The 20,292-nt window shown below is 73.0% G+C and carries 22 protein-coding genes; 10 read left to right on the top strand and 12 right to left on the bottom strand.

The annotated features are described in order from the left end of the window. Positions 1-28 precede the first annotated feature (28 nt). On the bottom strand, positions 29-475 hold the full coding sequence (locus tag BIU94_RS01240) for a MarR family winged helix-turn-helix transcriptional regulator (RefSeq protein WP_071253370.1): 447 nt from the start codon (positions 473-475) through the stop codon (positions 29-31). 107 nt (positions 476-582) lie between these two features. On the opposite strand from BIU94_RS01240, the gene BIU94_RS01235 reads away from it, so the two are divergent. After that, positions 583-1,566, top strand: a complete 984-nt coding sequence (locus BIU94_RS01235; protein ID WP_071253368.1) for an AraC family transcriptional regulator — start codon at positions 583-585, stop codon at positions 1,564-1,566. Positions 1,567-1,635: 69 nt separating this feature from the next. Here BIU94_RS01235 and BIU94_RS01230 read toward each other — a convergent pair whose 3' ends face one another. Beyond that, a complete protein-coding gene (locus tag BIU94_RS01230) occupies positions 1,636-2,670 on the bottom strand; it encodes a LacI family DNA-binding transcriptional regulator (RefSeq protein ID WP_071253365.1) in 1,035 nt (344 codons plus the stop codon). Between the two features lie 146 nt (positions 2,671-2,816). Between BIU94_RS01230 and BIU94_RS01225 the strand changes: the two genes are divergently transcribed. The 4 genes from BIU94_RS01225 to BIU94_RS01210 all read left to right on the top strand — a co-directional run bounded on the left by BIU94_RS01225 (position 2,817) and on the right by BIU94_RS01210 (position 8,528). Then, entirely contained in the window at positions 2,817-4,112 is a 1,296-nt protein-coding gene (locus tag BIU94_RS01225) for an ABC transporter substrate-binding protein (RefSeq protein ID WP_071253362.1), read from the top strand. A 2-nt stretch (positions 4,113-4,114) separates the two neighbouring features. Next, positions 4,115-5,137, top strand: a complete 1,023-nt coding sequence (locus BIU94_RS01220; RefSeq protein WP_071253360.1) for a carbohydrate ABC transporter permease — start codon at positions 4,115-4,117, stop codon at positions 5,135-5,137. After that, entirely contained in the window at positions 5,137-6,018 is an 882-nt protein-coding gene (locus BIU94_RS01215) for a carbohydrate ABC transporter permease (RefSeq protein ID WP_071253358.1), read from the top strand. The genes BIU94_RS01220 and BIU94_RS01215 overlap by 1 nt, the downstream gene beginning before the upstream one ends. An 80-nt stretch (positions 6,019-6,098) precedes the next feature. Then, on the top strand, positions 6,099-8,528 hold the full coding sequence (locus tag BIU94_RS01210; RefSeq protein ID WP_071253463.1) for a glycoside hydrolase family 3 N-terminal domain-containing protein: 2,430 nt from the start codon (positions 6,099-6,101) through the stop codon (positions 8,526-8,528). Positions 8,529-8,673: 145 nt separating this feature from the next. Here the strand turns inward: BIU94_RS01210 and BIU94_RS01205 are convergent, their stop codons facing one another. After that, positions 8,674-9,756: a cell wall metabolism sensor histidine kinase WalK gene (locus BIU94_RS01205; RefSeq protein ID WP_071253356.1), complete on the bottom strand. Its 1,083-nt coding sequence runs from the start codon at positions 9,754-9,756 to the stop codon at positions 8,674-8,676. Continuing rightward, positions 9,753-10,430: a response regulator transcription factor gene (locus BIU94_RS01200; protein ID WP_071253354.1), complete on the bottom strand. Its 678-nt coding sequence runs from the start codon at positions 10,428-10,430 to the stop codon at positions 9,753-9,755. Before BIU94_RS01200 ends, BIU94_RS01205 begins: the two co-directional genes overlap by 4 nt. Positions 10,431-10,517: 87 nt before the next feature. On the opposite strand from BIU94_RS01200, the gene BIU94_RS01195 reads away from it, so the two are divergent. The 3 genes from BIU94_RS01195 to BIU94_RS01185 are packed head-to-tail and all read left to right on the top strand — an operon-like array spanning position 10,518 to position 13,283. Beyond that, positions 10,518-11,168 carry a M15 family metallopeptidase gene (locus BIU94_RS01195; protein ID WP_071253352.1) on the top strand — a complete coding sequence of 217 codons (651 nt, stop codon included), beginning with the start codon at positions 10,518-10,520 and terminating at the stop codon, positions 11,166-11,168. Next, positions 11,165-12,307 (top strand): alanine racemase, encoded by a 1,143-nt coding sequence (alr, locus tag BIU94_RS01190; RefSeq protein ID WP_071253350.1) that lies wholly within the window; start codon positions 11,165-11,167, stop codon positions 12,305-12,307. The genes BIU94_RS01195 and alr overlap by 4 nt, the downstream gene beginning before the upstream one ends. After that, positions 12,300-13,283 carry a D-alanine--D-alanine ligase gene (locus BIU94_RS01185; protein ID WP_071253348.1) on the top strand — a complete coding sequence of 328 codons (984 nt, stop codon included), beginning with the start codon at positions 12,300-12,302 and terminating at the stop codon, positions 13,281-13,283. The genes alr and BIU94_RS01185 overlap by 8 nt, the downstream gene beginning before the upstream one ends. On the opposite strand, the gene BIU94_RS01180 is transcribed toward BIU94_RS01185, so the two are convergent. From BIU94_RS01180 to BIU94_RS01150, 7 genes are all read right to left on the bottom strand, one after another. Further along, positions 13,276-14,334, bottom strand: coding sequence for a glycosyl hydrolase family 18 protein (locus BIU94_RS01180; RefSeq protein ID WP_139196217.1), 1,059 nt, complete (start codon positions 14,332-14,334; stop codon positions 13,276-13,278). The two genes, BIU94_RS01185 and BIU94_RS01180, sit on opposite strands and share 8 nt — an antisense overlap. 25 nt (positions 14,335-14,359) lie before the next feature. Beyond that, positions 14,360-14,671 (bottom strand): transcriptional regulator, encoded by a 312-nt coding sequence (locus BIU94_RS01175; protein WP_071253342.1) that lies wholly within the window; start codon positions 14,669-14,671, stop codon positions 14,360-14,362. Then, positions 14,668-15,099, bottom strand: a complete 432-nt coding sequence (locus BIU94_RS01170) for a chemotaxis protein CheY (protein WP_071253340.1) — start codon at positions 15,097-15,099, stop codon at positions 14,668-14,670. The genes BIU94_RS01175 and BIU94_RS01170 overlap by 4 nt, the downstream gene beginning before the upstream one ends. Positions 15,100-15,187: 88 nt before the next feature. Next, entirely contained in the window at positions 15,188-15,673 is a 486-nt protein-coding gene (locus BIU94_RS01165; RefSeq protein WP_071253338.1) for a GNAT family N-acetyltransferase, read from the bottom strand. 31 nt (positions 15,674-15,704) lie between these two features. Further along, positions 15,705-16,559 (bottom strand): LamG domain-containing protein, encoded by an 855-nt coding sequence (locus tag BIU94_RS01160; protein ID WP_071253336.1) that lies wholly within the window; start codon positions 16,557-16,559, stop codon positions 15,705-15,707. Next, a complete protein-coding gene (locus tag BIU94_RS01155; RefSeq protein WP_071253335.1) occupies positions 16,556-17,440 on the bottom strand; it encodes a S26 family signal peptidase in 885 nt (294 codons plus the stop codon). Before BIU94_RS01155 ends, BIU94_RS01160 begins: the two co-directional genes overlap by 4 nt. Before the next feature lie 116 nt (positions 17,441-17,556). Then, positions 17,557-18,210: a hypothetical protein gene (locus BIU94_RS01150; protein WP_071253334.1), complete on the bottom strand. Its 654-nt coding sequence runs from the start codon at positions 18,208-18,210 to the stop codon at positions 17,557-17,559. Positions 18,211-18,394: 184 nt separating this feature from the next. On the opposite strand from BIU94_RS01150, the gene BIU94_RS01145 reads away from it, so the two are divergent. Then, positions 18,395-18,859: a MarR family winged helix-turn-helix transcriptional regulator gene (locus BIU94_RS01145; RefSeq protein ID WP_071253333.1), complete on the top strand. Its 465-nt coding sequence runs from the start codon at positions 18,395-18,397 to the stop codon at positions 18,857-18,859. A gap of 9 nt (positions 18,860-18,868) precedes the next feature. Then, a complete protein-coding gene (locus BIU94_RS01140) occupies positions 18,869-19,249 on the top strand; it encodes a hypothetical protein (RefSeq protein WP_139195823.1) in 381 nt (126 codons plus the stop codon). 7 nt (positions 19,250-19,256) lie between these two features. Here the strand turns inward: BIU94_RS01140 and BIU94_RS01135 are convergent, their stop codons facing one another. Beyond that, entirely contained in the window at positions 19,257-20,243 is a 987-nt protein-coding gene (locus tag BIU94_RS01135; protein ID WP_071253329.1) for an acetylxylan esterase, read from the bottom strand. Between the last annotated feature and the right edge of the window lie 49 nt (positions 20,244-20,292).

The following is a 20,292-nucleotide window of genomic DNA, read 5'->3' as shown; positions in this document are numbered from 1 at the left end:
CCGAGCCGTGCTCGCCCGTACTCTGCCGTCAGTGGCTCGGTGCGCCGACGTCGACGGCCGCGACGATGCGGTCGACGATCCTGACGAACCTGGCCCTGTCCCGTTCCGAGAAGGAGGCCATCAGCTCGTGCAGGTGCTCGTTCGTGCCGTCCATCGCGCGCGCGTAGTCACGCCTGGCCGTCGTGGTCAGTTCGATGTGCCGGCTGCGGCCGTCGTCGGGGTTCGGGACACGGCAGAGGTGCCCGCTCTGCTCGAGGCGGTCGACCATGCCCGTCACGGCCGGGCCGGTGAGCCCCAGGTACTTCGCCAGGTCGGTCACCCGCACGGTCCGGCCGGCGTCCTGGGACCGCGAGACGTACTGCAGCACGCTGACGTCGCCACCGGACACCCCGAGCTGGTCGCGCAGCCGCGCCCGGAGGTCCGACACCGCGGCTTCGAGGCGGGTCAGCGCGGCGATGAGGTCGAGATCGCTCACGGACGCGCCCTCTCGGTGCGGATCGGGTCGGTGCCACGATGCGCTGCGCTCACCGGGTCAGCGTATCCGCGGAACGCGCCCCGTGTCATGTCCCGGGGAGTTCCGGCATGAGCCTGTCCGGCGGGCGCACGGCGTCCGCGGTGCGCCCGGTCGAGGGCGTGCGCTTCGAGGTCGCCGGTTCCGGCGCGGAATCGGCCGGGCGGGACCTCGCGCGGGTGCACGGCGCCGACCGGTGGTCCGTCCGGTCGACCGACGGCGAGCCCGCCTACCGGTACACCGCGGTCGGCGACTCCGACGTGACGATCCGGCGGTCGCAGGTGCGCGGAGCGCTCTGGGGTCCGGTGCCGGTCGGCGGCGACTACGTCGTCACCTGGATCACCGAGGGCAGCGCGCACGTCGACACGAGCGGCTCCCGGATCGCGCTGCGCCGGGACGTCCCGGTGCTCCTGCCGTGCGACGGCGAGTTCGTGTTCTCCGCCGCCGACCACGACCAGCGCCTCGTGCACCTGGACCGCGAGTTCGTGCGCCGGGTCGCCGTGGGGACGCTCGGCCAGGACGACCGGCCGCTGCGCTTCGACCACGCCCGCGAACCGGAGCCCGGCACCGCCGACCGCTGGCACCAGGCCCTGTCCGCGCTGTCCCGCTCGCTCCGGCTCGGCGGGCACGGCACCGATGACTGGCACGAGGCGAAGCTGCAGACCGTGGCGGCGTTCCTCGAGACGTTCCCGCCGCGTCGCGACGACCTGCCCGACGAGCTGTCGCTGCCGCGGAACGCGCAGTTGCGTGCGGCCGTGGAGTACATCCACGCGCACGCGGCCGAGACGGTCACCATCGCCGAGCTGTCGGCCGTCGCCGGCCTGAGTGTGCGGTCGGTGCAGGAGTCGTTCCGCCGCGTGTTCGACGTCACGCCGCTCGCGTACCTGCGCGACGTCCGACTCGACCGGGTCCGTGCGGAGCTGCTCGAGCTCGACCCGCAGGCGGGCGTCATCGGCGACGTCGCACGCCGCTGGGGGTTCGCGCACCTCGGCCGCTTCTCGGCGTCCTACGCGGCACGGTTCGGCGAGTACCCGAAGCAGACGCTGCGGCGCTGACCGGCGCTGACCGGCGCTGACCGGCGCTGACCGGCGCTGACCAACGCTGCGGCGCTGTCCGGGCTGCGGTCAGGCGGCGGTCGGGGCCGGTCCGCTGCTCCGACGCGTGCGCAGGGTGGTCGGCAGCCGGACGTGGTCCGACGCGTCCTCGCCGCGGAGCATGGTCAGGAGCATCTCGACCGCCCGGGTGCCGAGCTCGGCCAGGGGCTGCGACACCGTGGTGAGCGGCGGCGTCGTGACCGAGGCCTGCGGCACGTCGTCGAAGCCGACGACGGACAGGTCCTCGGGCACGCGCAGCCCGAGGTCGGCGGCGGCGCGCAGCACACCGACGGCCGAGGAGTCGTTCGCGGCGAACACGGCGGTCGGCCGGTCCTCGAGGGCCAGCAGCTGCCGGGCGACGGCCGCGGACTGGTCCTCCTGGTACCCGCCGTCGCGGAGCAGCCGCTCGTCGACCGCGATGCCGGCGGCCGCCAGGGCCGAGCGGTACCCGGCCTCGCGGAGCTGGGCCGAGGCGAGGTCGGCGCGGCCCTGCACGTGCGCGATGCGCGTGTGCCCGAGCGCGAGCAGGTGCTCCACCGCGAGCACGGCGCCGCCCTCGTTGTCGGCGTCCACCGTGGCGTGCCCCTCGGGCCCGGTGTGCGGGTCGATGGCCACGACGGGGATGGTCGAGCTGGACAGCGCCGTCGTGGGGGTGACCACGATGGCGCCGTCGATGAGCGTGCCGGACAGCCGCGACAGCGAGCGGCGTTCCCAGCCGGGTCGGTCGGCGCCGGTCATGAGCCCGGCGTAGGCGAGCAGCTCGTAGCCGGTGCCGGTGGCCGCGCTCGAGATGCCGCGGAGCAGCTCGGTCGAGAACGGCTCGAACTCGGGCACGAGGATGCCGATCACCCCGGTCCGCGAGCTCCGCAGACTCCTCGCCACGAGCGACGTCTCGTACCCGAGGTCGTCGACGACCTGCTGCACGCGGACCATCGTCGCGGGGGCGACCCCGTCGCGTCGGTTGATCACCTTCGACACGGTGGGGATCGAGACCCCGGCCGCCCGTGCCACGTCGCCGATCGTCACCCGGCCGGCACCGGGATGCGCGCCGACGGCTGGATCCATTGGCACACCGTACCGCGCCGCCGGGACCGGAACGGTAAAGAAAACGTTATCGATATCGATTGACAAGCCCGAGGAGTGCCTGGCACGCTCTCCGCAGCGGCAGTCGATGTCGCTGCATGTCAACGACGACACACAGGAGATCCACGATGACGAGGAAGATCCGTGCCGCGGCAGCCATCGCGCTGATCGGGGCGACAGCGCTGGTTGCCAGCGGCTGCTCGGCGGGCAGCGATGCCTCCGCAGACGGCGGGAAGGTCACGATGACCTTCTGGCACAACTCGACGACCGGACCGGGCAAGGCCTACTGGGCCTCGACCGTCAAGGCGTTCGAGGACAAGTACCCGAACGTCACCATCAAGATCCAGGCGATCCAGAACGAGGACCTGGACGGCAAGCTGCAGACCGCGCTCAACTCCGGTGACGCTCCCGACGTCTTCCTGCAGCGCGGCGGCGGCAAGATGGACGCGATGATCGCCGCCGGGCAGCTCATGGACATCTCCGACTCCATCAGCGCCGACGCGAAGCAGTCGATCAGCGCCGGCACGTTCGCCGGCTACGAGAAGGACGGCAAGACCTACGCCATGCCCGGCGCGGTGCTCCCCGAGGGCATCTGGTACTCGAAGGACCTGTTCGAGAAGGCCGGCATCGACGGCACGCCCACCACGATGGACGAGCTGAACGACGACATCGCGAAGCTCAAGTCCGCCGGGGTCGACCCGGTCGCCGTCGGCGCGAAGGACGCCTGGCCCGCCGCGCACTGGTACTACAACTTCGCCCTGCGCGAGTGCAGCCAGAAGACGCTCGAGGACACCGCCAAGTCGCTCAAGTTCGACGACGCCTGCTGGACCAAGGCCGGCGACCAGCTCGAGGACTTCAACGCGACGAAGCCCTTCAACAACGGCTTCCTCACCACCGCGGCGCAGCAGGGCGCCGGCAGCTCGGCGGGCCTGCTCGCCAACCACAAGGCGGCCATGGAGCTCATGGGTGCCTGGGACCCGGGCGTGATCGCCTCGCTCACCCCGGACGGCAAGCCGCTGTCCGACCTCGGCTGGTTCCCGTTCCCGACCATCGACGGCGGCAAGGGTGACCCGAAGTCGATGATGGGCGGCGTCGACGGCAACTCCTGCTCGGCCCAGGCCCCGAAGAAGGCCTGCACCGACTTCCTCAACTTCATCGTGCAGAAGGACAACCAGGAGGGCTACTACAAGGCCTTCAACGCCATCCCCGTCAACAAGGAGGCGCAGTCCGTCGTCGACTCCGACTACCTGAAGTCGGCGCTCGCCGCCTACCAGGAGGCGCCGTTCGTCTCGCAGTACCTCGACACCCTGTACGGCCAGAACGTCGGCAACGCGCTGAACACCAGCGTCGTGGACGTGCTCGCCGGCAAGGGCGACGCGAAGGACATCGTCTCGGCGACCAACCAGGCTGCGGCCAAGGGCTGACCATGACCCTCGACACCTCGCTCGGCACGACCCCGACCACCGGGTCGGACAGCGCCGCGGGGACGTCCCCGGCGGGGAGCGGTACGCCGCTCCCCGCCGGACGGCGGTCCACGCGCCGCATCGCGGACTGGCGGAAGCGGGTCGAGATCGCGGTCCTCGCCGGGCCCGCGGTCATCGTCTTCGTGACGTTCGTGATCCTGCCCGTGGGCCTCGCCGCCTACTACGGGTTCTTCAAGTGGCAGGGCTACGGGCCGCCCACCGACTTCGTCGGCCTGCAGAACTACCTCATCATCTTCCAGGACAAGGCGTTCCACGCGGTCCTCATGCACAACGGCTTCATCGTCGTCCTGTCGCTCGTCCTGCAGGGGCCGATCGCCATCGTGCTCGCCCTGCTGCTCAACCAGAAGATGCACGGCCGCGGGCTCATCCGCGTGCTCGTGTTCGTGCCCTACGTGATCTCCGAGGTCATCGTGGGCACCGGTTGGAGCCTCATGCTCCAGTCGAACGGCGCCGTCAACGACATGTTCCAGAGCATCGGCCTCGGCGGTCTCCGGGCCGACTGGCTGTCCAACCCGGACATCGCGATCTGGACCCTGCTCGTGATCATCTCGTGGAAGTACATCGGCTTCGCGGTGATCCTGTTCCTCGCCGGGCTGCAGAGCATCCCGGAGGAGCTGTTCGAGGCGGCCGCCATCGACGGCGCCGGCTACTGGCAGATCCAGCGGCGGATCACCCTGCCGCTGCTCGGCCCGACCATCCGGATCTGGGCGTTCCTGTCGATCATCGGCTCGCTGCAGCTGTTCGACCTCGTCTACATCATCTGGGGCCAGTACATCTCGTCGACCGCCGGCACCTCGACGATGGCGACGTACATGGTCGCCAACGGCCGCACCTCGGGCAACTTCGGGTTCGGCAGCGCGGTCGCGGTCGTGATGTTCCTGATCTCGCTCGCCGTCGCCCTCGTCTACCAGCGTTTCGTGCTCCGCCGGGACACCGCCGGTGCACTCACGGAGAGGAAGAACTGATGGCCACCACGACCATCGTCGCCCCCGGGCGCCGGGCCACGCGGGAGCGCCGGTCCAGCGCGGCGATCGGCCGCGCGAACCCGCTCACCTACCTGGTGGCGATCCTGTTCGTCGCTGCGAACCTCGCGCCGGTGGCGTACATCGTGCTCGGCGGGTTCCGCACGAACTCGCAGATCACCACGAGCCCCGCGGGCCTGCCGGCACCGTTCGAGTTCGGCAACTACGGCTCGGTGCTGTCGAGCGGCATCTTCTGGCAGCAGCTCGGCAACTCGACGATCAGCGCCGTGTCCACCACGGTCGGCGTCGTCGTGCTCGGGCTGATGGTGAGCTTCGTGCTCGCCCGCTACCAGTTCGTCGGCCGCGGCGGCCTGTACGCGTTGTTCGCCGCCGGGCTCATGTTCCCCATCACGGTCGCCATCACCCCGCTGTACCTGCTCGTCAAGGACCTGCACATGACGAACAGCCTGGTCGGGGTGATCCTGCCGCAGATCGCGTTCGCCCTGCCGACCACCGTCATCATCCTCGTGCCGTTCCTGCGGGCGATCCCGGACGAGCTCGAGGAGGCCGCCTCGATCGACGGCGCCAGCCGGCTCGGGTTCTTCTTCCGGATGGTCGTGCCGCTGTCGCTGCCGGGTGTCGTGACGGTCGGCATCCTCGCCTTCATCGCGAGCTGGAACAGCTACATCCTGCCGCTCTTCATCCTGAACAACGAGGGCAGCTACACCCTGCCGCTCGGCGTGCAGGCGTTCTCGTCGCAGTACTCGGTCGACACGGCGAAGGTCCTGGCGTTCACGTCGATGTCGATGATCCCGGCCCTCGTGTTCTTCACGATCTTCCAGCGTCGCATCGTCGGCGGCCTGACCGGGGCGGTGAAGGGGTGACCGCGACCGACGCGACCCGCACCGCGGGACGCACGCCGCGCCTCCCGGCCGCCCCCGCGGCAGCGCCGGACGCCGACACCGTGACGGACACCGACACCGCGACCCGCGCCGACCGCGCGACCGCCCTGCTCGCCGAGATGACGCTCGAGGAGAAGACCGCGCAGCTCGTCGGCTACTGGCTCGACCAGGACGGCGTCGTCGCGCCGATGCAGGGCGAGATGACGGCGGCGGCGGACGGCCGCACCCTGGCCGACATCACGCGGCACGGGATCGGCCAGTTCACCCGCGTCTACGGCACCCGGCCGGTCGAAGCGGACGAGCGGGCGGCGTGGCTCTGGGCGGAGCAGCGCCGGTTGCGTCGGGAGACCCGGCTCGGCATCCCGGCGCTCGTGCACGAGGAGTGCCTCACCGGGCTCGCCGCGTGGAAGGCCGCGACCTTCCCGACCCCGCTCGCGTGGGGTGCCGCCTTCGACCCGGACCTGGTCGAGCAGGTGGGCGCCGCGATCGGTGCCTCGATGCGCGAGCTCGGTGTGCACCAGGGGCTGGCCCCGGTGCTCGACGTCGTCCGCGACCCGCGGTGGGGGCGGGTCGACGAGTGCATCGGCGAGGACCCGTACCTGGTCGGCACCGTGGGCACCGCGTACGTCCGCGGTCTGCAGAGCGCGGGCGTCGACGCGACCCTCAAGCACTTCCTCGGGTACTCGGCGTCGCAGGCGGGCCGCAACCACGCACCGGTGCACGCCGGACCGCGCGAGGTCGCCGACGTCTTCCTGCCGCCGTTCGAGATGGCGCTCCACGACGGCGGTGCGCGCAGCGTCATGAACTCGTACGCCGAGATCGACGGCGTGCCCGTCGCGGCGAACGGGGCGCTGTTGACCGACCTGCTCCGCGACCGCCTCGGCTTCACCGGGACGGTCGTCGCCGACTACTTCTCGGTGGCGTTCCTCGAGGTCATGCACGGCATCGCCGCCGACCGTGGTGCGGCCGCGGCGCTCGCGCTCGAGGCCGGCATCGACGTCGAACTGCCCACCGGGGACGCCTACCTCGGCCCGCTGGTCGAGCGCGTGCGGTCGGGGCAGGTCGACGAGACGCTCGTCGACCGGGCGGTGCTCCGGGTCCTGCGGCAGAAGGAGCGGCTCGGGCTGCTCGACGACGACGCGTTCCGGGACGAGCCGCCCACCGGGGTCGACCTCGACACCCCGCTGCACCGGGACCTCGCACGCCGGCTGGCCGCACGGTCGCTCGTGCTGCTCGCCAACGAGCCGGTCACGGGGGACACGCCCGTCCTGCCGCTCGCGCCGGGCACCTCGCTCGCGGTCATCGGCCCGAACGCCGACCGCGCCGAGGCGCTGCAGGGCTGCTACTCGTTCGCCAACCACGTGCTCGCCGCGCACCCGGACCTGCCGCTCGGCTTCGCGATCCCGACCGTGCGCGAGGCCCTGGAGGGCGTCAGCGCTCCGGGCACGGTGCGCTTCGCCGTCGGCTGCGACGTCACCGGCACCGACCGCTCGGGCTTCGACGAGGCGGTCGCCGCCGCGTCCGCCTCGGACGTCGCGGTGGTCGTGGTGGGGGACCAGGCCGGACTGTTCGGCCGCGGCACGGTCGGCGAGGGCAACGACACCGAGTCGCTCGACCTGCCCGGCGTGCAGCGCGAGCTCGTCGAGGCCGTCGTCGCAACCGGGACGCCGACGGTCGTGGTGCTCCTGACCGGGCGGCCCTACGCCGTCGGCTGGGCGCTCGACGACGAGCCGGACGGCCACGGCGACGGCGCGCACCCGCGACGGCCGGCGGCCGTCGTGCAGGCGTTCTTCCCCGGAGAAGAGGGGGGACCGGCCATCGCGGACCTGCTCACCGGGGCCACGTCGCCGTCCGGCCGGCTGCCGGTGTCGCTGCCGCGGTCCGCGGGCGCGCAGCCGTACACCTACCTGCACCCGCGCCTCGGCGGTCCGTCCGACGTCACCGCGGCGGACTCGACGCCGGTGCGGCCGTTCGGGTTCGGGCTCGGCTACACGTCGTTCGTCGTCGAGGACCTGGTCGTCGACCCGGAGGTCCGCTCGGACGGTGTCCTCGAGGCGACGGTCACGGTCCGCAACACCGGTGGCCGCGACGGCGAGGAGGTCGTGCAGCTCTACGGGCACGACCTGCACGCGACCGTCACGCGGCCCGAGGTGCAGCTGCTCGGCTACGCGCGGGTCGCGCTCGCCGCGGGTGAGTCCGCCCGGGTGCGCTTCCGCGTCCCCGCCGGGCGCTTCGCCCACACCGACCTGCGGATGCGCCGGGTGGTCGAGCCCGGGGACGTGCAGGTGTGGGTCGCGTCGCACGCCGCGGCGTCCCGGCCGGGAGGCCCGGTGCCGACGGGTGGGATCGTCGCGTCCGGCGGCGGACCGGCCCGACGGCCCGTCCCCGGCTCCGCCACGGAGCGCGCGACGGTCGCGGTGACCGGGCCGCTGCACGAGGTGACGGTGCGGGACGCCCGCATCGTGACGTGGTCGGTCGTCGCCCAGGACTGATCTCGCCCGCGACGGGCGACGGCGCTCCGCACGCGGTGCGGAGCGCCGTCGCCGTCCGGTGCCGGGCGGCACCGGACCGGGGTTGTGGTGGTGATGCGGGACGGACCGGGAGCTGCGGGGCGGAGGGGGCCGGGCCTCCCGGACGTCAGCGACCGAGCCGCACCGTGACGGCGAGCCCGCCGTCCGCCGGAGCCGCGAGCTCGAGCTCGCCGTCGTGGGCACGGACGACCGCCGCGACGATCGCCAGGCCCAGCCCGGTCCCGGTCCCGCTGCGCGTGCGGGCTGCGCCCCGCTGGAACGGTTCGGTGAGCGTCGGCACGACGTCCTGCGGCACGGTCGCCCCGGAGTTCCGGACCTCGAGGACCGCGCGACCGTCCTCGGTGCCGGTCCGCACGCCGATCCAGCGCGCGCCCTGCGCGTCGGGACCGTTGTGCACGATCCCGTTGTGCACGAGGTTCGTGACGAGTTGCAGGAGCAGCGCCGGGGACCCGGCCGTCGGTGCCGGCCCGGTGTCGACCCGCAGGTCGACGGCGTCGGCCTCGGCGAGCGGGAGCAGCGTCTCCACGGCCTCCTCGGCGAGCAGCGACAGGTCGAGCGGTTCGTGCGCGACCGCGTGCTGCTCCGACCGACTGAGCAGGAGCAGCGCCTCGGTGAGGTCGACGGCACGCGTGTTGACCGACCGCAGCCGTGCGACGAGCGTGGCCGGGTCGCGCCCGGGATCCCGTTCGGCGACCTCGAGCAGCGACTGCGTGATCGCGAGCGGTGTGCGGAGTTCGTGCGACGCGTTCGCGGCGAACCGCTGCTGCGCGCCGACGTCGGACTCGAGGCGGGTGAGCATGCCGTCGAAGGCGTCGGCGAGTTCACGGAACTCGTCGTCGCGGCCGGCCATCGCGACGCGGTGCGACAGGGAGCCGGACGCGACGAGCCGGGTCGCCTCGGCGATGCGGTCGAGCGGAGCGAGGACACGGCGCGCGAGGAACCAGCCGCCGACGGTGCCGAGCGCGAGGAGCGCGACGAGCACCACCGCTGCCGCCGGGGCGAAGGCGCGGACCAGGTCCCGCCGGTTCGGCACGAAGTCCCTGGCCGTGTCGATCGACCCGCTCGGGACGTAGCGGAGCAGGAACAGCCAGACCACGGCGAGCAGGAGCGTGCCGGTGACCACGACGACGGCCGCGAACGTCAGGGTGAGGCGGAGCCGGACGCTCGGTCCCGGCCGTCGACGCGTCACGACGTCGGGCCCGCGTCGGGGTCGATGCGGTAGCCGACGCCGGGGACCGTGGCGATCACCCACGGTTCGCCGAGCCGCTTGCGCAGCGACGAGACGGTGATCCGGACCGCGTTCGTGAACGGGTCCGCGTTCTCGTCCCACGCCCGCTCGAGCAGCTGTTCCGCGCTCACCACCCCGCCCTGCGCCTCCACCAGGACCGCGAGGACCGCGAACTGCTTGCGGGTGAGCGCGACGTGCCGCCCGTCCCGCGCGACCTCGCGGCGGAACGGGTCGACCCGGACCCCCGCCGCCTCGAGCACGGGTGGTCGGTGCGACACCCGCCGGCGGGCGAGCGCACGCAGTCGCAGGACGAGCTCCCGCATCTCGAACGGCTTCGTCAGGTAGTCGTCGGCACCGGCCCGGAAGCCGGACGCCTTGTCCTCGATGCGGTCGGCCGCGGTCAGCATGAGCACCGGCGTGCCGCTGCCCGAGGCGAGCACGGCCGCGGCGATCTCGTCGCCCGACGGGCCCGGCACGTCCCGGTCGAGGACGGCGACGTCGTACGGGTTGCGGGCGAGCAGCTCGAGGGCGGTGTCCCCGTCGCCGGCCACGTCGGCGGCGATCGCCTCGAGGCGCAGACCGTCACGGACGGCCTCGGCCAACAGGGGTTCGTCCTCGACGATCAGCACGCGCACACGACGATGCTAGGCGGACGGGTGTGTCGTGAGCGTATGCGGAAACGCATACGCTCCGGCAACGGCCGGCACGGTGGAGTGGTCCGCATGCCGAACACCACCCCTCCGTCCGTCCGCTCCGGGACCCGCCACCGCCGCGTGGTCGCCGTCCTCGTCACCGCGATCGTGGTGGTCCTCGCCGCGATCGCGCTCGTCGCCGTGCGCACCGTCGTGACCGACCCGACGGCCTCGAGGTCGCTGGGCGCCGTGGTCTCGTCGATGGAACGGGGTCCGGTGTCGTCGACGGGTCGGGCCGGCGGCGAGGTCCCCTCCGGCGCGTCCGTCTTCGACGACGGCCTGCCGGCGGTCACGCGCCTGGACCCGGACCTGCTCCGGGCCGTGCGCCAGGCCGCGCGGGACGCCGAGGGCGAGGACGTGCACTTCGTCCTCAACAGCGGGTGGCGGTCGCCGGCCCTGCAGGAGCGGCTGCTCGACGACGCGGTCGCGGAGTACGGCTCGCGCGAGGAGGCGGCCCGGTGGGTCTCGACCCCGCAGACGTCGCTGCACGTGCGCGGCGAGGCCGTCGACATCGGCGACTGGGACGCGGCGGCCTGGCTGCAGGAGCACGGTGCCGCGTACGGACTGTGCCAGATCTACACGAACGAGGCCTGGCACTTCGAACTCCGCCCGGCAGCCCCGTCCGAGGGCTGCCCGCAGATGTACGTCGACCCGACCTCGGACCCCCGGATGCAGCGGTGAACCGACCGGTCTCCGAGCTCGTCGTCCACGACGACGCGATCCGCGCGAACACCGCGTTCTTCGTCGCGCTGACCGGAGGGCGCCTGATGGGCGTGGTGAAGGCGGACGGCTTCGGGCACGGCGCGGTCGCACGGACCGTGCTCGCGGCCGGGGCCTCGTCGATCGGCGTGACGAGCATCGACGAGGCGCTCGCCGTGCGGGCGGCCGGCGTCACGGCACCGGTGCTCAGCTGGCTCAACGGGCCGGACGCGGACCTCGAGGGGGCCCTGCGCGCCGACGTCGGGCTCGCCGTGTCCGACCCCGGGATGCTCGGCGCGGTCTCGGCCGCCGCGCACCGGGCCGGACGCGTCGCCCGCCTGCACCTGCACGTCGACGTGGGGATGGCGCGTGACGGGTGCCCGGTCCCCGCCTGGCCGGCGCTCTGCCGGACCGCCCGCCTGCTCGAGCACGCCGGCACCGTCGCGGTGGTCGGCGTGATGGGCCACATGTCGAGCGCCGACCGTCCGACCGATCCCTGGAACGCCCGGGAGCGGCTGGTCTTCGCGAACGCCGTGCGCACCGCGCGACGTGCCGGGCTCGCACCGCGGGTGACGCACCTCGCGGCCACCGCGGCCACGGTCACGGGTGTGGGTGGCGCCTTCGGACCGCACCGTGTCGGTGCGGGCCTCTTCGGCATCGACCCGTCCGGCACGACCGACCGGCTCCGCCCGGCGCTCACCCTGCGGACCCGGGTGGTCGGCACGCGGACGGCGGCGGCCGGCACCGGCGTCGGGTACGGCCGCGAACACGTCACCACCCGGTCGACCAACCTGGCGCTGCTGCCGATCGGCTACGGCGACGGCGTACCGCGCGCGGCGTCGCACCGGGCCGAGGTGCTCGTGCGCGGGCGCCGGCGGCCCGTCGTCGGGCGCGTCTCGATGGACAGCGTCGTCGTCGACACCGGCGACGACGCCCTGGCGCCCGGCGAGGACGCGACCGTCTTCGGCCCCGGCGACGGGGGCGAACCCACCGTCGCCGAGTGGGCCACGTGGTCGGACACCATCCCGCACGAGATCGTCACCCGCATCGGCAGCCGCGTCGCCCGGGTCCACCGGACGACGACCGACACCACGAGCACCCAGGAGCACGACCATGTCTGACCGGACCCCTCGACGGATCGCCGTCATCGGCGGCGGCGCGAACGACGAGCACGACGTCTCGCTGGCCTCGGCAGCGGCGGTCGCCGACGCCCTCCGCGCACAGGGCGAGGACGTCGTGGCGCTCACCGTCGACACGGACGGGCGGTGGCGCACGGCGGCCGGCGACCCCCTGTCGGCCGTCGACGCGGTGGCCGTCCTGGTGACCTGCGACGTCGCCTTCCCGCTGCTGCACGGCGAGCACGGCGAGGACGGCACGGTGGCGGGCCTGCTCGACCTGGTCGGCGTGCCGATCGTCGGGTCACCGGTCCGCGCCGGCGCGGTCGCGATGGACAAGTGGGTGACGAAGCTCGTCGCCGGGGCCGTCGGGATCGCCACCGCCCCCGGGGTCGTCGTCGCCGACGGGGAGCCGGTCGCGCTCGAGCCGCCGCTCGTGGTGAAGCCGACGACGGGCGGGTCCAGCAACGGCGTCGGCATCGTGCGGGAGCGTTCCGGACTCGACGACGCGGTCCGGCTCGCGCGGAGGGCGGGCAGCGTGGTCCTCGTCGAGTCGTTCGTGTCCGGTCGCGAGGTCGACGTGGCGGTGTTCCGCGACCGGAGCGGGGCGCTGCGGATCGGCTCGACGCTCGAGGTCGACCTGGCGGAGCGCACGGTGTTCGACCGCGACCAGAAGTACGACGGCACCGCCCGGTTCGTCGTGCCCGCGCGGGTCACGACCGCCGAGCACGCCGCGGTCGTCGGCGCCGCGCTCCGGCTCTACGAGGTCCTGGGGTGCGCCGGGGTGGCTCGGTTCGACTTCTTCGTCACCGGGACGGGCGTCGTGCTGAACGAGGTGAACACCACCCCGGGCTTCACCGAGCGCTCGCAGGTGCCCCGCATGTACGCCGCGGTCGGTCTCGGGTACGGCGACCTGGTCACGGCGCTCGTCGACGCCGCACTCGCGGTGCCGCGGCCGGCCGGGCGCGCGGCCGTCAGCTGACCGGCGCGATCCGGTCCGACAGGTCGAGCGACCAGACGGCCACGCCGGTCAGGCCGAGCCGCTGCGCGAGCGCGACCCGCACCTCGAGCGACCGGGCGTCGGACCACCAGAGCACCTCGCCGTTCCGCAGCGTCGCGGTCCACTCGCCGGCGGCGTCGTCCCACCGCGGGGTCGCGTCCGCCGCACGGACGCGACGTCGTGCCTGGGCGTCGGACACCTGCGCCGAGGGCCGCGGGCCCTTCCACGTGTAGCCGTAGCCGGCGACGCCGAGCACGATCTGGTCGGCCGGCGCCAGGCGGGCGAGCGCGCGGACGGCCTTCGTGGCCCACGGCAACGAGCCGACCGGCCCCGGCGCGTCCGGTTCCCACGGCCCGTGCTGGTCGTACGCCATCAGGGTCAGGTGGTCGAGCGGCGCTCGCAGGGCACGGACGTCGTAGCCGAGCCGGGCGTAGCCCGCGACCGTCGTCGACGCGGAGAGCGCGATGTCGAGGCGGACGTCGTCACCGACCCGTGCCCGGAGCTCGCGGGCGAAGGCGGTGAGTCCGGGGCGGTCCGCCGCCGTGAGGGCCTCGAGGTCGATCATCACGGAGTCCCAGCCGCCGTGCTCGAGGTGGGTGGCGAGCGAACGGACCACCCGGGCACGGTTCGCCGGCGACCGCAGCAGCCTGCGGGCGATCGGTTCGCTGAAGTCGCCGTCGGCGAAGTTGCTCACGAGGAGCTGCGCGTCGAGCCCTCGGGCGTGCGCCCGGTTGCGCTGCGCCTTGGCGGCCCGGCTCGGCGCGGAGACCCGCGTGCCCGCCCGGTTCAGCAGGAGCCCGTCGACGCCGACGACGGTCATCGCCGCCGCGTCGGCGTCGATGAGGGCGGGGTCGGCGTTCTCCGGCTGGAAGCCGGTGACGTCGAAACGGTCCGAGCCGACGGCCGCCGCGTCGGTCGAGGGCGCGGCCGGGACCGTGCACGCGGTGAGGACGAGCCCCGCGGTGACGACGACGGCGGCGACCGCTGCGGATCGGCGACGACGGGAGACGGAGGTCCGGGGTGAGGTGCGCATCGACGCCATCATGGCAGGAGTCCGGTCAGGCCTGGCCCGCGATCTCGCGCAGCGCCGCCAGGTGTGCCTGCCAGGCGGTGCGCCCGGACCGCGTCAAGGTCAGCGCGGTGCGCGGGACCTTGCCGACGAAGGACTTCCGGACCGACACCCACCCGGCTGCCTCGAGCAGGGCGACCTGCTTGCTGAGGGCGGAGTCGGTGACCTCGACGGCGTCGCGCACCTCGCGGAACCCGAGCGTGCCGGCGCGGTCGAGCGCCGCGACGATCGAGAACCGGACCGGGTTCTGCAGCCGGTCGTCGAGCCGGTGGCGCGGGTGCGACTGCTCGGTCACGGTCACCGCCGTGCCTCGTACGCCGCGCAGGCCGTGGTCACGACGAGGACCGCTCCGGACGTGACCCCGGACCACAGGACCGATCCGTGCACCCAGGCGACGACGACGATCGCCGCCGCGTAGGTGACGAACCAGGCTGCGATGTAGACCGTCCAGCGACGACTGCGCGCGAAGGCGGACCGGCCGCGGATCGACACCGCGAAGAAGACGATCAGGGCGAAGAAGGCGGCCAGCGTGGTGACGTACGTCAGGCCGAACGCGGAGCCGGTGGTCAGGCCCATCGCGAGGGTGCCGAACGAGGTCACCATGCCGAGCGCGAGGATGAAGGTGACGTACGGCCACCGCGTCTGTTCGTGCGCCTGCCGGCTGATCCGACCGGCGTGGTCGAGCAGGCGGCGGGCTTCGGCCGGAGTGACGTCCGTGTGGTGCTGCATGGTGGTTCCCCTCTGTTGCCACCATGTTGGCATGCACTTGCCATCATGGCAAGTGGTTTCTGCTCGTGCTCGCGCTCGTGCTCGGGCGTCAGTCCGCCGACAGCCGCCGCTCCAGGAACACGAGGTTGCCACGTCGGCCCGTCTCGGTGAACCCGTTCTTCTCGAGCACCCGGCGTGACGCGGCGTTGTCGGCCTCGGTGTCGGCAGCCGCCGTGCGGGCGCCACGACGGCCAGCGTGTGCGAGCGCGAGCGCCACCGCGGCGGTCGCGATCCCCGCGCCCCGCGCCGCGGCCACCAGCCCGTAGCCGAACTCCACGCGCCCGTCGGCGTCGGGCGGACCGAAGAAGCCGAGTCCGCCGACGGCGACCCCGTCGACCGCGCGGCGCACGACGTACATCGTGAAGTCCGGGTCGGGCGAGGACGAACCGGCCAGGGTCCGGAGCGGGTCGAGTTCGTCGGCCAGCGGGTACTCCGCGTGCCACGCGTCGTCCGGCCGTTCGTCGCGGACGAGGATCCGCCGTGCGAGCGCGGGCGTGATCCGTTCGAGGGCGACGGTGTCGTTCTGCAGGGTCATCCGCCGATCCTCGCAGACCGTCGGTGGCGGCTCAGGAGCCGGCGGCGGCGTGTGCGGTCACCTGGGCCTGGGTCAGCACCGTGCTGTACACGGCCGCGTACCGCATCGACCCGGTGAACGAGTAGTTGGCGGGTGCTCCCGGCCAGCCGCTGATCGTGTCGTAGCCGATGCGCCAGTAGCCGGTGTAGTTCTCGGGGGCGGTGAAGGCCGCGTTCGAGGCGACGAGGGTGCCGTCGGCGTACAACCGCATGCCGGTGCTCGCGGACATCGTCGCGACGACGTGGTGCCAGGCGCCGTCGTTGTACGCCTTGGGCGAGGTGACGACCTGCGTCGTCCCGCTGTACGTCCCGAACACCAGCTGCCCGCTCGTGTTGAGGTACACCTGCCGGTCGTGCTGACCGGAGGTGGCGACCTGGTTGCTGCCGAAGCCGATGAGCAGGCCCCCGGCGACCGTCGTGCGGAACCAGACCTCCTCGCTGAACGTCGTCGGGTTCCGCACCGAGGCCGGCGTCGAGACGAAGCTCGTCGAACCGTTCAGCTGGTAGGAGCTGCCGGGGTCGCGCGGGCAGGCGTTGGGGGACGGGGTGGTCGCGGTCATGGCGCCCTGGTACGTGCCGTTCGCGCCCTTGCCGGACCAGTCCACCGCGGTCGTGGCGTTCGATGCCTCGGTCAGCCGGTAGGCGAAGACGGCGTTGGCGGTGTCCGCGCCGACCGCGCCGGTGCAGGTGAAGTAGGTCGCGGTCGCCGCGGTGTTGCCGGAGTTCGTGACCTTGGCGGAGAACGCGGACCGCGTCGGGGCGGAGCCGATCGCGAACACGAGGGCGACGAGTGCGAGGACGAGGACGAGGGCGATGAGCCGGCCGTCGCGCAGACGCAGGGGCCTCATGCGGACTGCACCGTCTGGACGCGCCCGATCGACAGGCAGAGCACGAGCGGGACCAGGCAGGCGGCGATGAGCAGCGCCCACCCGGCGGGGCCGAGGTCGATCGTCGAGTGCAGCTGGTAGTGCCCGTTCGCGGTGAGCTGGTCGATGTGCACGCGTCCGACCTGGCCGTCCACCAGGTGCACGCTCGTGCCGCCGTGCGCGTCGACGCGGACGGGGAAGATGCCGGACGAGACCACCGTGGCCGTGACCGAGTGCGGGGTGGCGGTGTTCGTGATGGTCGTGACGTTCACGAAGGGCTTGAGGACGAACGCCGCGTAGGCGACGGTCAGCGCGCTGCCGGCGATCCGGAGGGAGCCGCGCGTGACGCGGTCGGTGAAGGGGCTCGTCAGCAGCCAGATGAGCAGGGTGCCGATCACCAGGATCGGTGCGGCGCGGAAGAGCCAGCCGAGGTGCGGGACGAGGAGCATCGGCGCACCGACGAGGTTGTCCTGCGTGAGCGTCCACGGGTCGGTCGCGCCGTTCACGTCACCGCGGGTGTGCAGACCGCCGTCCGGGTCGATCGAGACGACGCGGTGCGTGTAGGTCACGTCGGGGTTCGAGGGGACCTGGAACGACACGACGTCGCCGACCCGCAGGGTGGAGGCGTCCACCGGCAGGTCGAGGACGAGGGTCCCGACGGGGGCGGCCTCGCCCATCGAGGGGGTCTCGACGACGAACCAGCGGCCACCGCTCATCAGGAAGAGCGCGGCGCCCGCGAGCAGGAGCGCGGCGACGAGGGCGACCAGCCAGGCGATCCCGGACTCGAAGCGCGTGGCCGACGGTTCGCCGAGGAGCGGGCGGGTGAGCGTTCCGCTCAGCGGCACGACCGTTGCCTGGCTCATCTGCTGCTCCTGCTGCTGGGGTGACGTGTCGGGGTGACGTGGGGGTGGGTGGTGCTCGGCCGTCGGGTCCGGCCGGGCACCACCCGGTGTGGGGGTGGGGTGGTGGTGCTCGTGGGCTAGGCGGTGAAGGTCCAGGTCATCGGGACCGAGGCCGCCAGGCCCTGGTAGGCGTTGCCGGCGCTCGGGTCGAGCGTCACGGCGAAGTTGAACGGGGTGCTCCCACCGGCGGCGGGGGCGGCGGGCATCGTGAAGGCCGAGGCGGCGGCGCCCTTGAAGCTGGCGAGCGTGCCGGAGAAGACCGTGGTCGAGCCCGACGTGATGACGAGGTTCATCTTCGCGCAGAGGTCGGTCGCGGAGCCGTTCGAGGAGCCGTTGTTCGTCTGGGTGCAGGTGGCGCCCGGGGTGAGCGTGAAGGTGCTCGCAGCGGCGGTGCCGGTGTTCTTGATCGTGATCGCGGTGTTGACCGTGTTGCCCGGCGTCATCGTGGTGCTGCCGCCGAACTTGTTGATGGTCGAGCAGGACGCCGAGTTCGTCGAGACGGAGCCGCTGTCCGTGCTGAGGCAGGTGACGGTCGCGCCGGCGTTCTGCTCCTGCATGATCAGGGTGCCGCTGCCGGCGGTGTTGCTGGTGTTCGTGATGCTCGCCGCGAACCCGGACAGGGTGCCGGTGAGCGAGAGGGAGAGCAGGAGTGCTGCGAAGACGCCGGCGATGAGCGCCACGGGGGCGAAGCGGAGGCGCTTCAGCGGGGAGATGCGGTGCGGGTTCGACACGGGGTACCTCGATGTTCGTGGGTTGATGGTTCACCATTTCGCGGTGGTGATTGCTTAGTCATTAAGATAACGAACCGATGGCCTAGTTGGTACCCCGCGGTTGTCCCCAATGAGGGGGACCAGGGGGGACACGGCCCGTTGCCGGTACTCTCGTGCGGACGAACGCGACCGGAGGGACGCAGCGATGACGGGTGCCGGGGACGACGAACTGGTCGCTGCCTTCGACGCGGTCGTCCGCGCGCAGGCGACCCTCGCGGCCGAGCTCAGCGCCCGCACCGGCGTGCACGAGCGGGCACTGCAGGCCCTCACGCTCATCAGCGACACCGGGTACTCGACGCCCACCGAGGTCGCCGGCTACCTGCGCCTGACGTCGGGCGCGGTCACGAACATGGTCGACCGGCTCACCGCAGCCGGGCTCATCGAGCGCCTGCCGAACCCGGCGGACCGACGTGGCTCGCTGCTCCGGCTGACGGACGCCGGCACCGAGGTCGTGGCGGACCTCCGGCGCCGGTACACCGACGCACTGCGGTCGGTCGCCGGCGAGGACCCCGGGGCGCTGCAGGCGACGCTCGCCGGTCTCGCGAACGCGCTGCTCGAGAGCGCCGTCGCGTCCCACTCGACCGCGCAGGACGGGGCCGAGGACCGGTAGCGTGCCGGCATGACGACGCCCGGCCCCGGTACCCCCTCGCCCCCTGCCGCCGTGCACGACGCCCTGCTGGCGCTGCACCGGTCGACGGAGCACCCGTTCGACGTGTCGGTCGACGCCGAGGGCCGCTACGTCGCGACCTACGTCCTGCAGGCGGACTCGCAGCGGACGACGTACCGGTACGTCGTCCGGCTGCTCCCCGAGACCGCCGAGTACACGCGGATCATGAAGTCGACGAGCGTGACGTCCGTCGTCCCCGGCGCGACGAGCTGGCGCTTCAGCACCGGGTACATCACCCGTCCGGTGAACGAGACGCTCGCCGCCCACGGGTGGCGGCCGCGGCGGACCGCGTTCGGCAAGCTCCTCCGGAGGGTGCTCGGCCGCCCCGCCTGAGCGCAGGTCAGCCGCGCGCGCGGAGGAACGCCACCTGCCGCTCCCAGTGCCGGAAGCCGCCGCCCTCGTGGCCGTTGTACGGGTACACCGCGATCTCGCGGTCGTCGGAGCCGAGGGCGTTGTACGCGGCGAACGTCGTGCGCGGCGGGACGACGTCGTCCATCAGCGCCACCGAGAACAGTGCGGGAGCGGTGATCCCCGGGGCGTGGTTCACGCCGTCCAGGTACGCGGCGGTCTCCCACACCGTGTCGGCGGCGTCGCGGTGCACGGCGAGGTACTGCGCGAGCTCCAGGTACGGACCACCGACCGCGACGTCGGTGCCGTTCCGCCAGTCGGCCAGGAACGCGACGTCCGGCATGACCGCGGTGAGCGGGCCGACGTGCGCCTCGACCAGTGCCGCCGCCGCGATCGTGATGCCGCCGCCCTGGCTGCCACCGGTCAGGGCGATGCGCTCCGGGTCCACGCCTGGCAGCGTCCGCACCGCCTCGACGAGCCGCACAGCGTCGGTGTAGACGCGGCGGTAGTAGTGGTCGGCGGGCGAACCGATGCCGTTCGTCATCCACCCGCTGGCGTGCGGGCCCGACCCGTGCGGGTCCGGGGTGTCGCCGCCGGCCCAGCCGCTGCCCTGGCCACGGGTGTCCATCACGACGTGCACGGAGCCGGCCAGCGCCCAGGCGACGCGCTCGCCGGGTCGACCGCGTCCGCCGCCGTAGCCGAGGAACTCGACGACGACGGGCAGCCGTGCGTCCGCGGGAGCCAGCGGGCGCGTGACCCAGGCGCGGACCGGGTCGCCGGCGAACCCGGGGAACGTCAGGTCCTCGACGACGAGCCCGGTCACCGGGGTCACCGCCGGCACGAGGGTCGTCTCGACCCCCTCGCCCGCGGTCCGGGCGGCGGCGATCGTGTCCGCCCAGAAGGCGTCGAAGTCGGCGGGGCGACGGACGTCCGAGCGGTGGGCACGGAGCGCGTCGAGGGGCAGGTCGGTCAGTGGCACGGGTCCTCCTGGGACGGTGATGCCCCCGGCACCCTCGTCGAGGGTGCCG

The organism is Curtobacterium sp. MMLR14_006, assembly GCF_001864985.1.
Taxonomy (GTDB): Bacteria; Actinomycetota; Actinomycetes; order Actinomycetales; family Microbacteriaceae; genus Curtobacterium.
Note: the sequence above shows the minus strand (reverse complement) of the source record. Positions and strands in the feature narration are given on the sequence as shown.

What these genes read in the sequence shown, in the direction of transcription:
- BIU94_RS01235 (WP_071253368.1), top strand. Translation starts at nt 583, where the DNA reads ATGAGCCTGTCCGGCGGGCGCACGGCGTCCGCGGTGCGCCCGGTCGAG.
- BIU94_RS01230 (WP_071253365.1), bottom strand. Translation starts at nt 2,670, where the DNA reads ATGGATCCAGCCGTCGGCGCGCATCCCGGTGCCGGCCGGGTGACGATC.
- BIU94_RS01225 (WP_071253362.1), top strand. Translation starts at nt 2,817, where the DNA reads ATGACGAGGAAGATCCGTGCCGCGGCAGCCATCGCGCTGATCGGGGCG.
- BIU94_RS01220 (WP_071253360.1), top strand. Translation starts at nt 4,115, where the DNA reads ATGACCCTCGACACCTCGCTCGGCACGACCCCGACCACCGGGTCGGAC.
- BIU94_RS01215 (WP_071253358.1), top strand. Translation starts at nt 5,137, where the DNA reads ATGGCCACCACGACCATCGTCGCCCCCGGGCGCCGGGCCACGCGGGAG.
- BIU94_RS01195 (WP_071253352.1), top strand. Translation starts at nt 10,518, where the DNA reads ATGCCGAACACCACCCCTCCGTCCGTCCGCTCCGGGACCCGCCACCGC.
- BIU94_RS01185 (WP_071253348.1), top strand. Translation starts at nt 12,300, where the DNA reads ATGTCTGACCGGACCCCTCGACGGATCGCCGTCATCGGCGGCGGCGCG.
- BIU94_RS01180 (WP_139196217.1), bottom strand. Translation starts at nt 14,334, where the DNA reads ATGCGCACCTCACCCCGGACCTCCGTCTCCCGTCGTCGCCGATCCGCA.
- BIU94_RS01170 (WP_071253340.1), bottom strand. Translation starts at nt 15,099, where the DNA reads ATGCAGCACCACACGGACGTCACTCCGGCCGAAGCCCGCCGCCTGCTC.
- BIU94_RS01165 (WP_071253338.1), bottom strand. Translation starts at nt 15,673, where the DNA reads ATGACCCTGCAGAACGACACCGTCGCCCTCGAACGGATCACGCCCGCG.
- BIU94_RS01160 (WP_071253336.1), bottom strand. Translation starts at nt 16,559, where the DNA reads ATGAGGCCCCTGCGTCTGCGCGACGGCCGGCTCATCGCCCTCGTCCTC.
- BIU94_RS01155 (WP_071253335.1), bottom strand. Translation starts at nt 17,440, where the DNA reads ATGAGCCAGGCAACGGTCGTGCCGCTGAGCGGAACGCTCACCCGCCCG.
- BIU94_RS01145 (WP_071253333.1), top strand. Translation starts at nt 18,395, where the DNA reads ATGACGGGTGCCGGGGACGACGAACTGGTCGCTGCCTTCGACGCGGTC.
- BIU94_RS01140 (WP_139195823.1), top strand. Translation starts at nt 18,869, where the DNA reads ATGACGACGCCCGGCCCCGGTACCCCCTCGCCCCCTGCCGCCGTGCAC.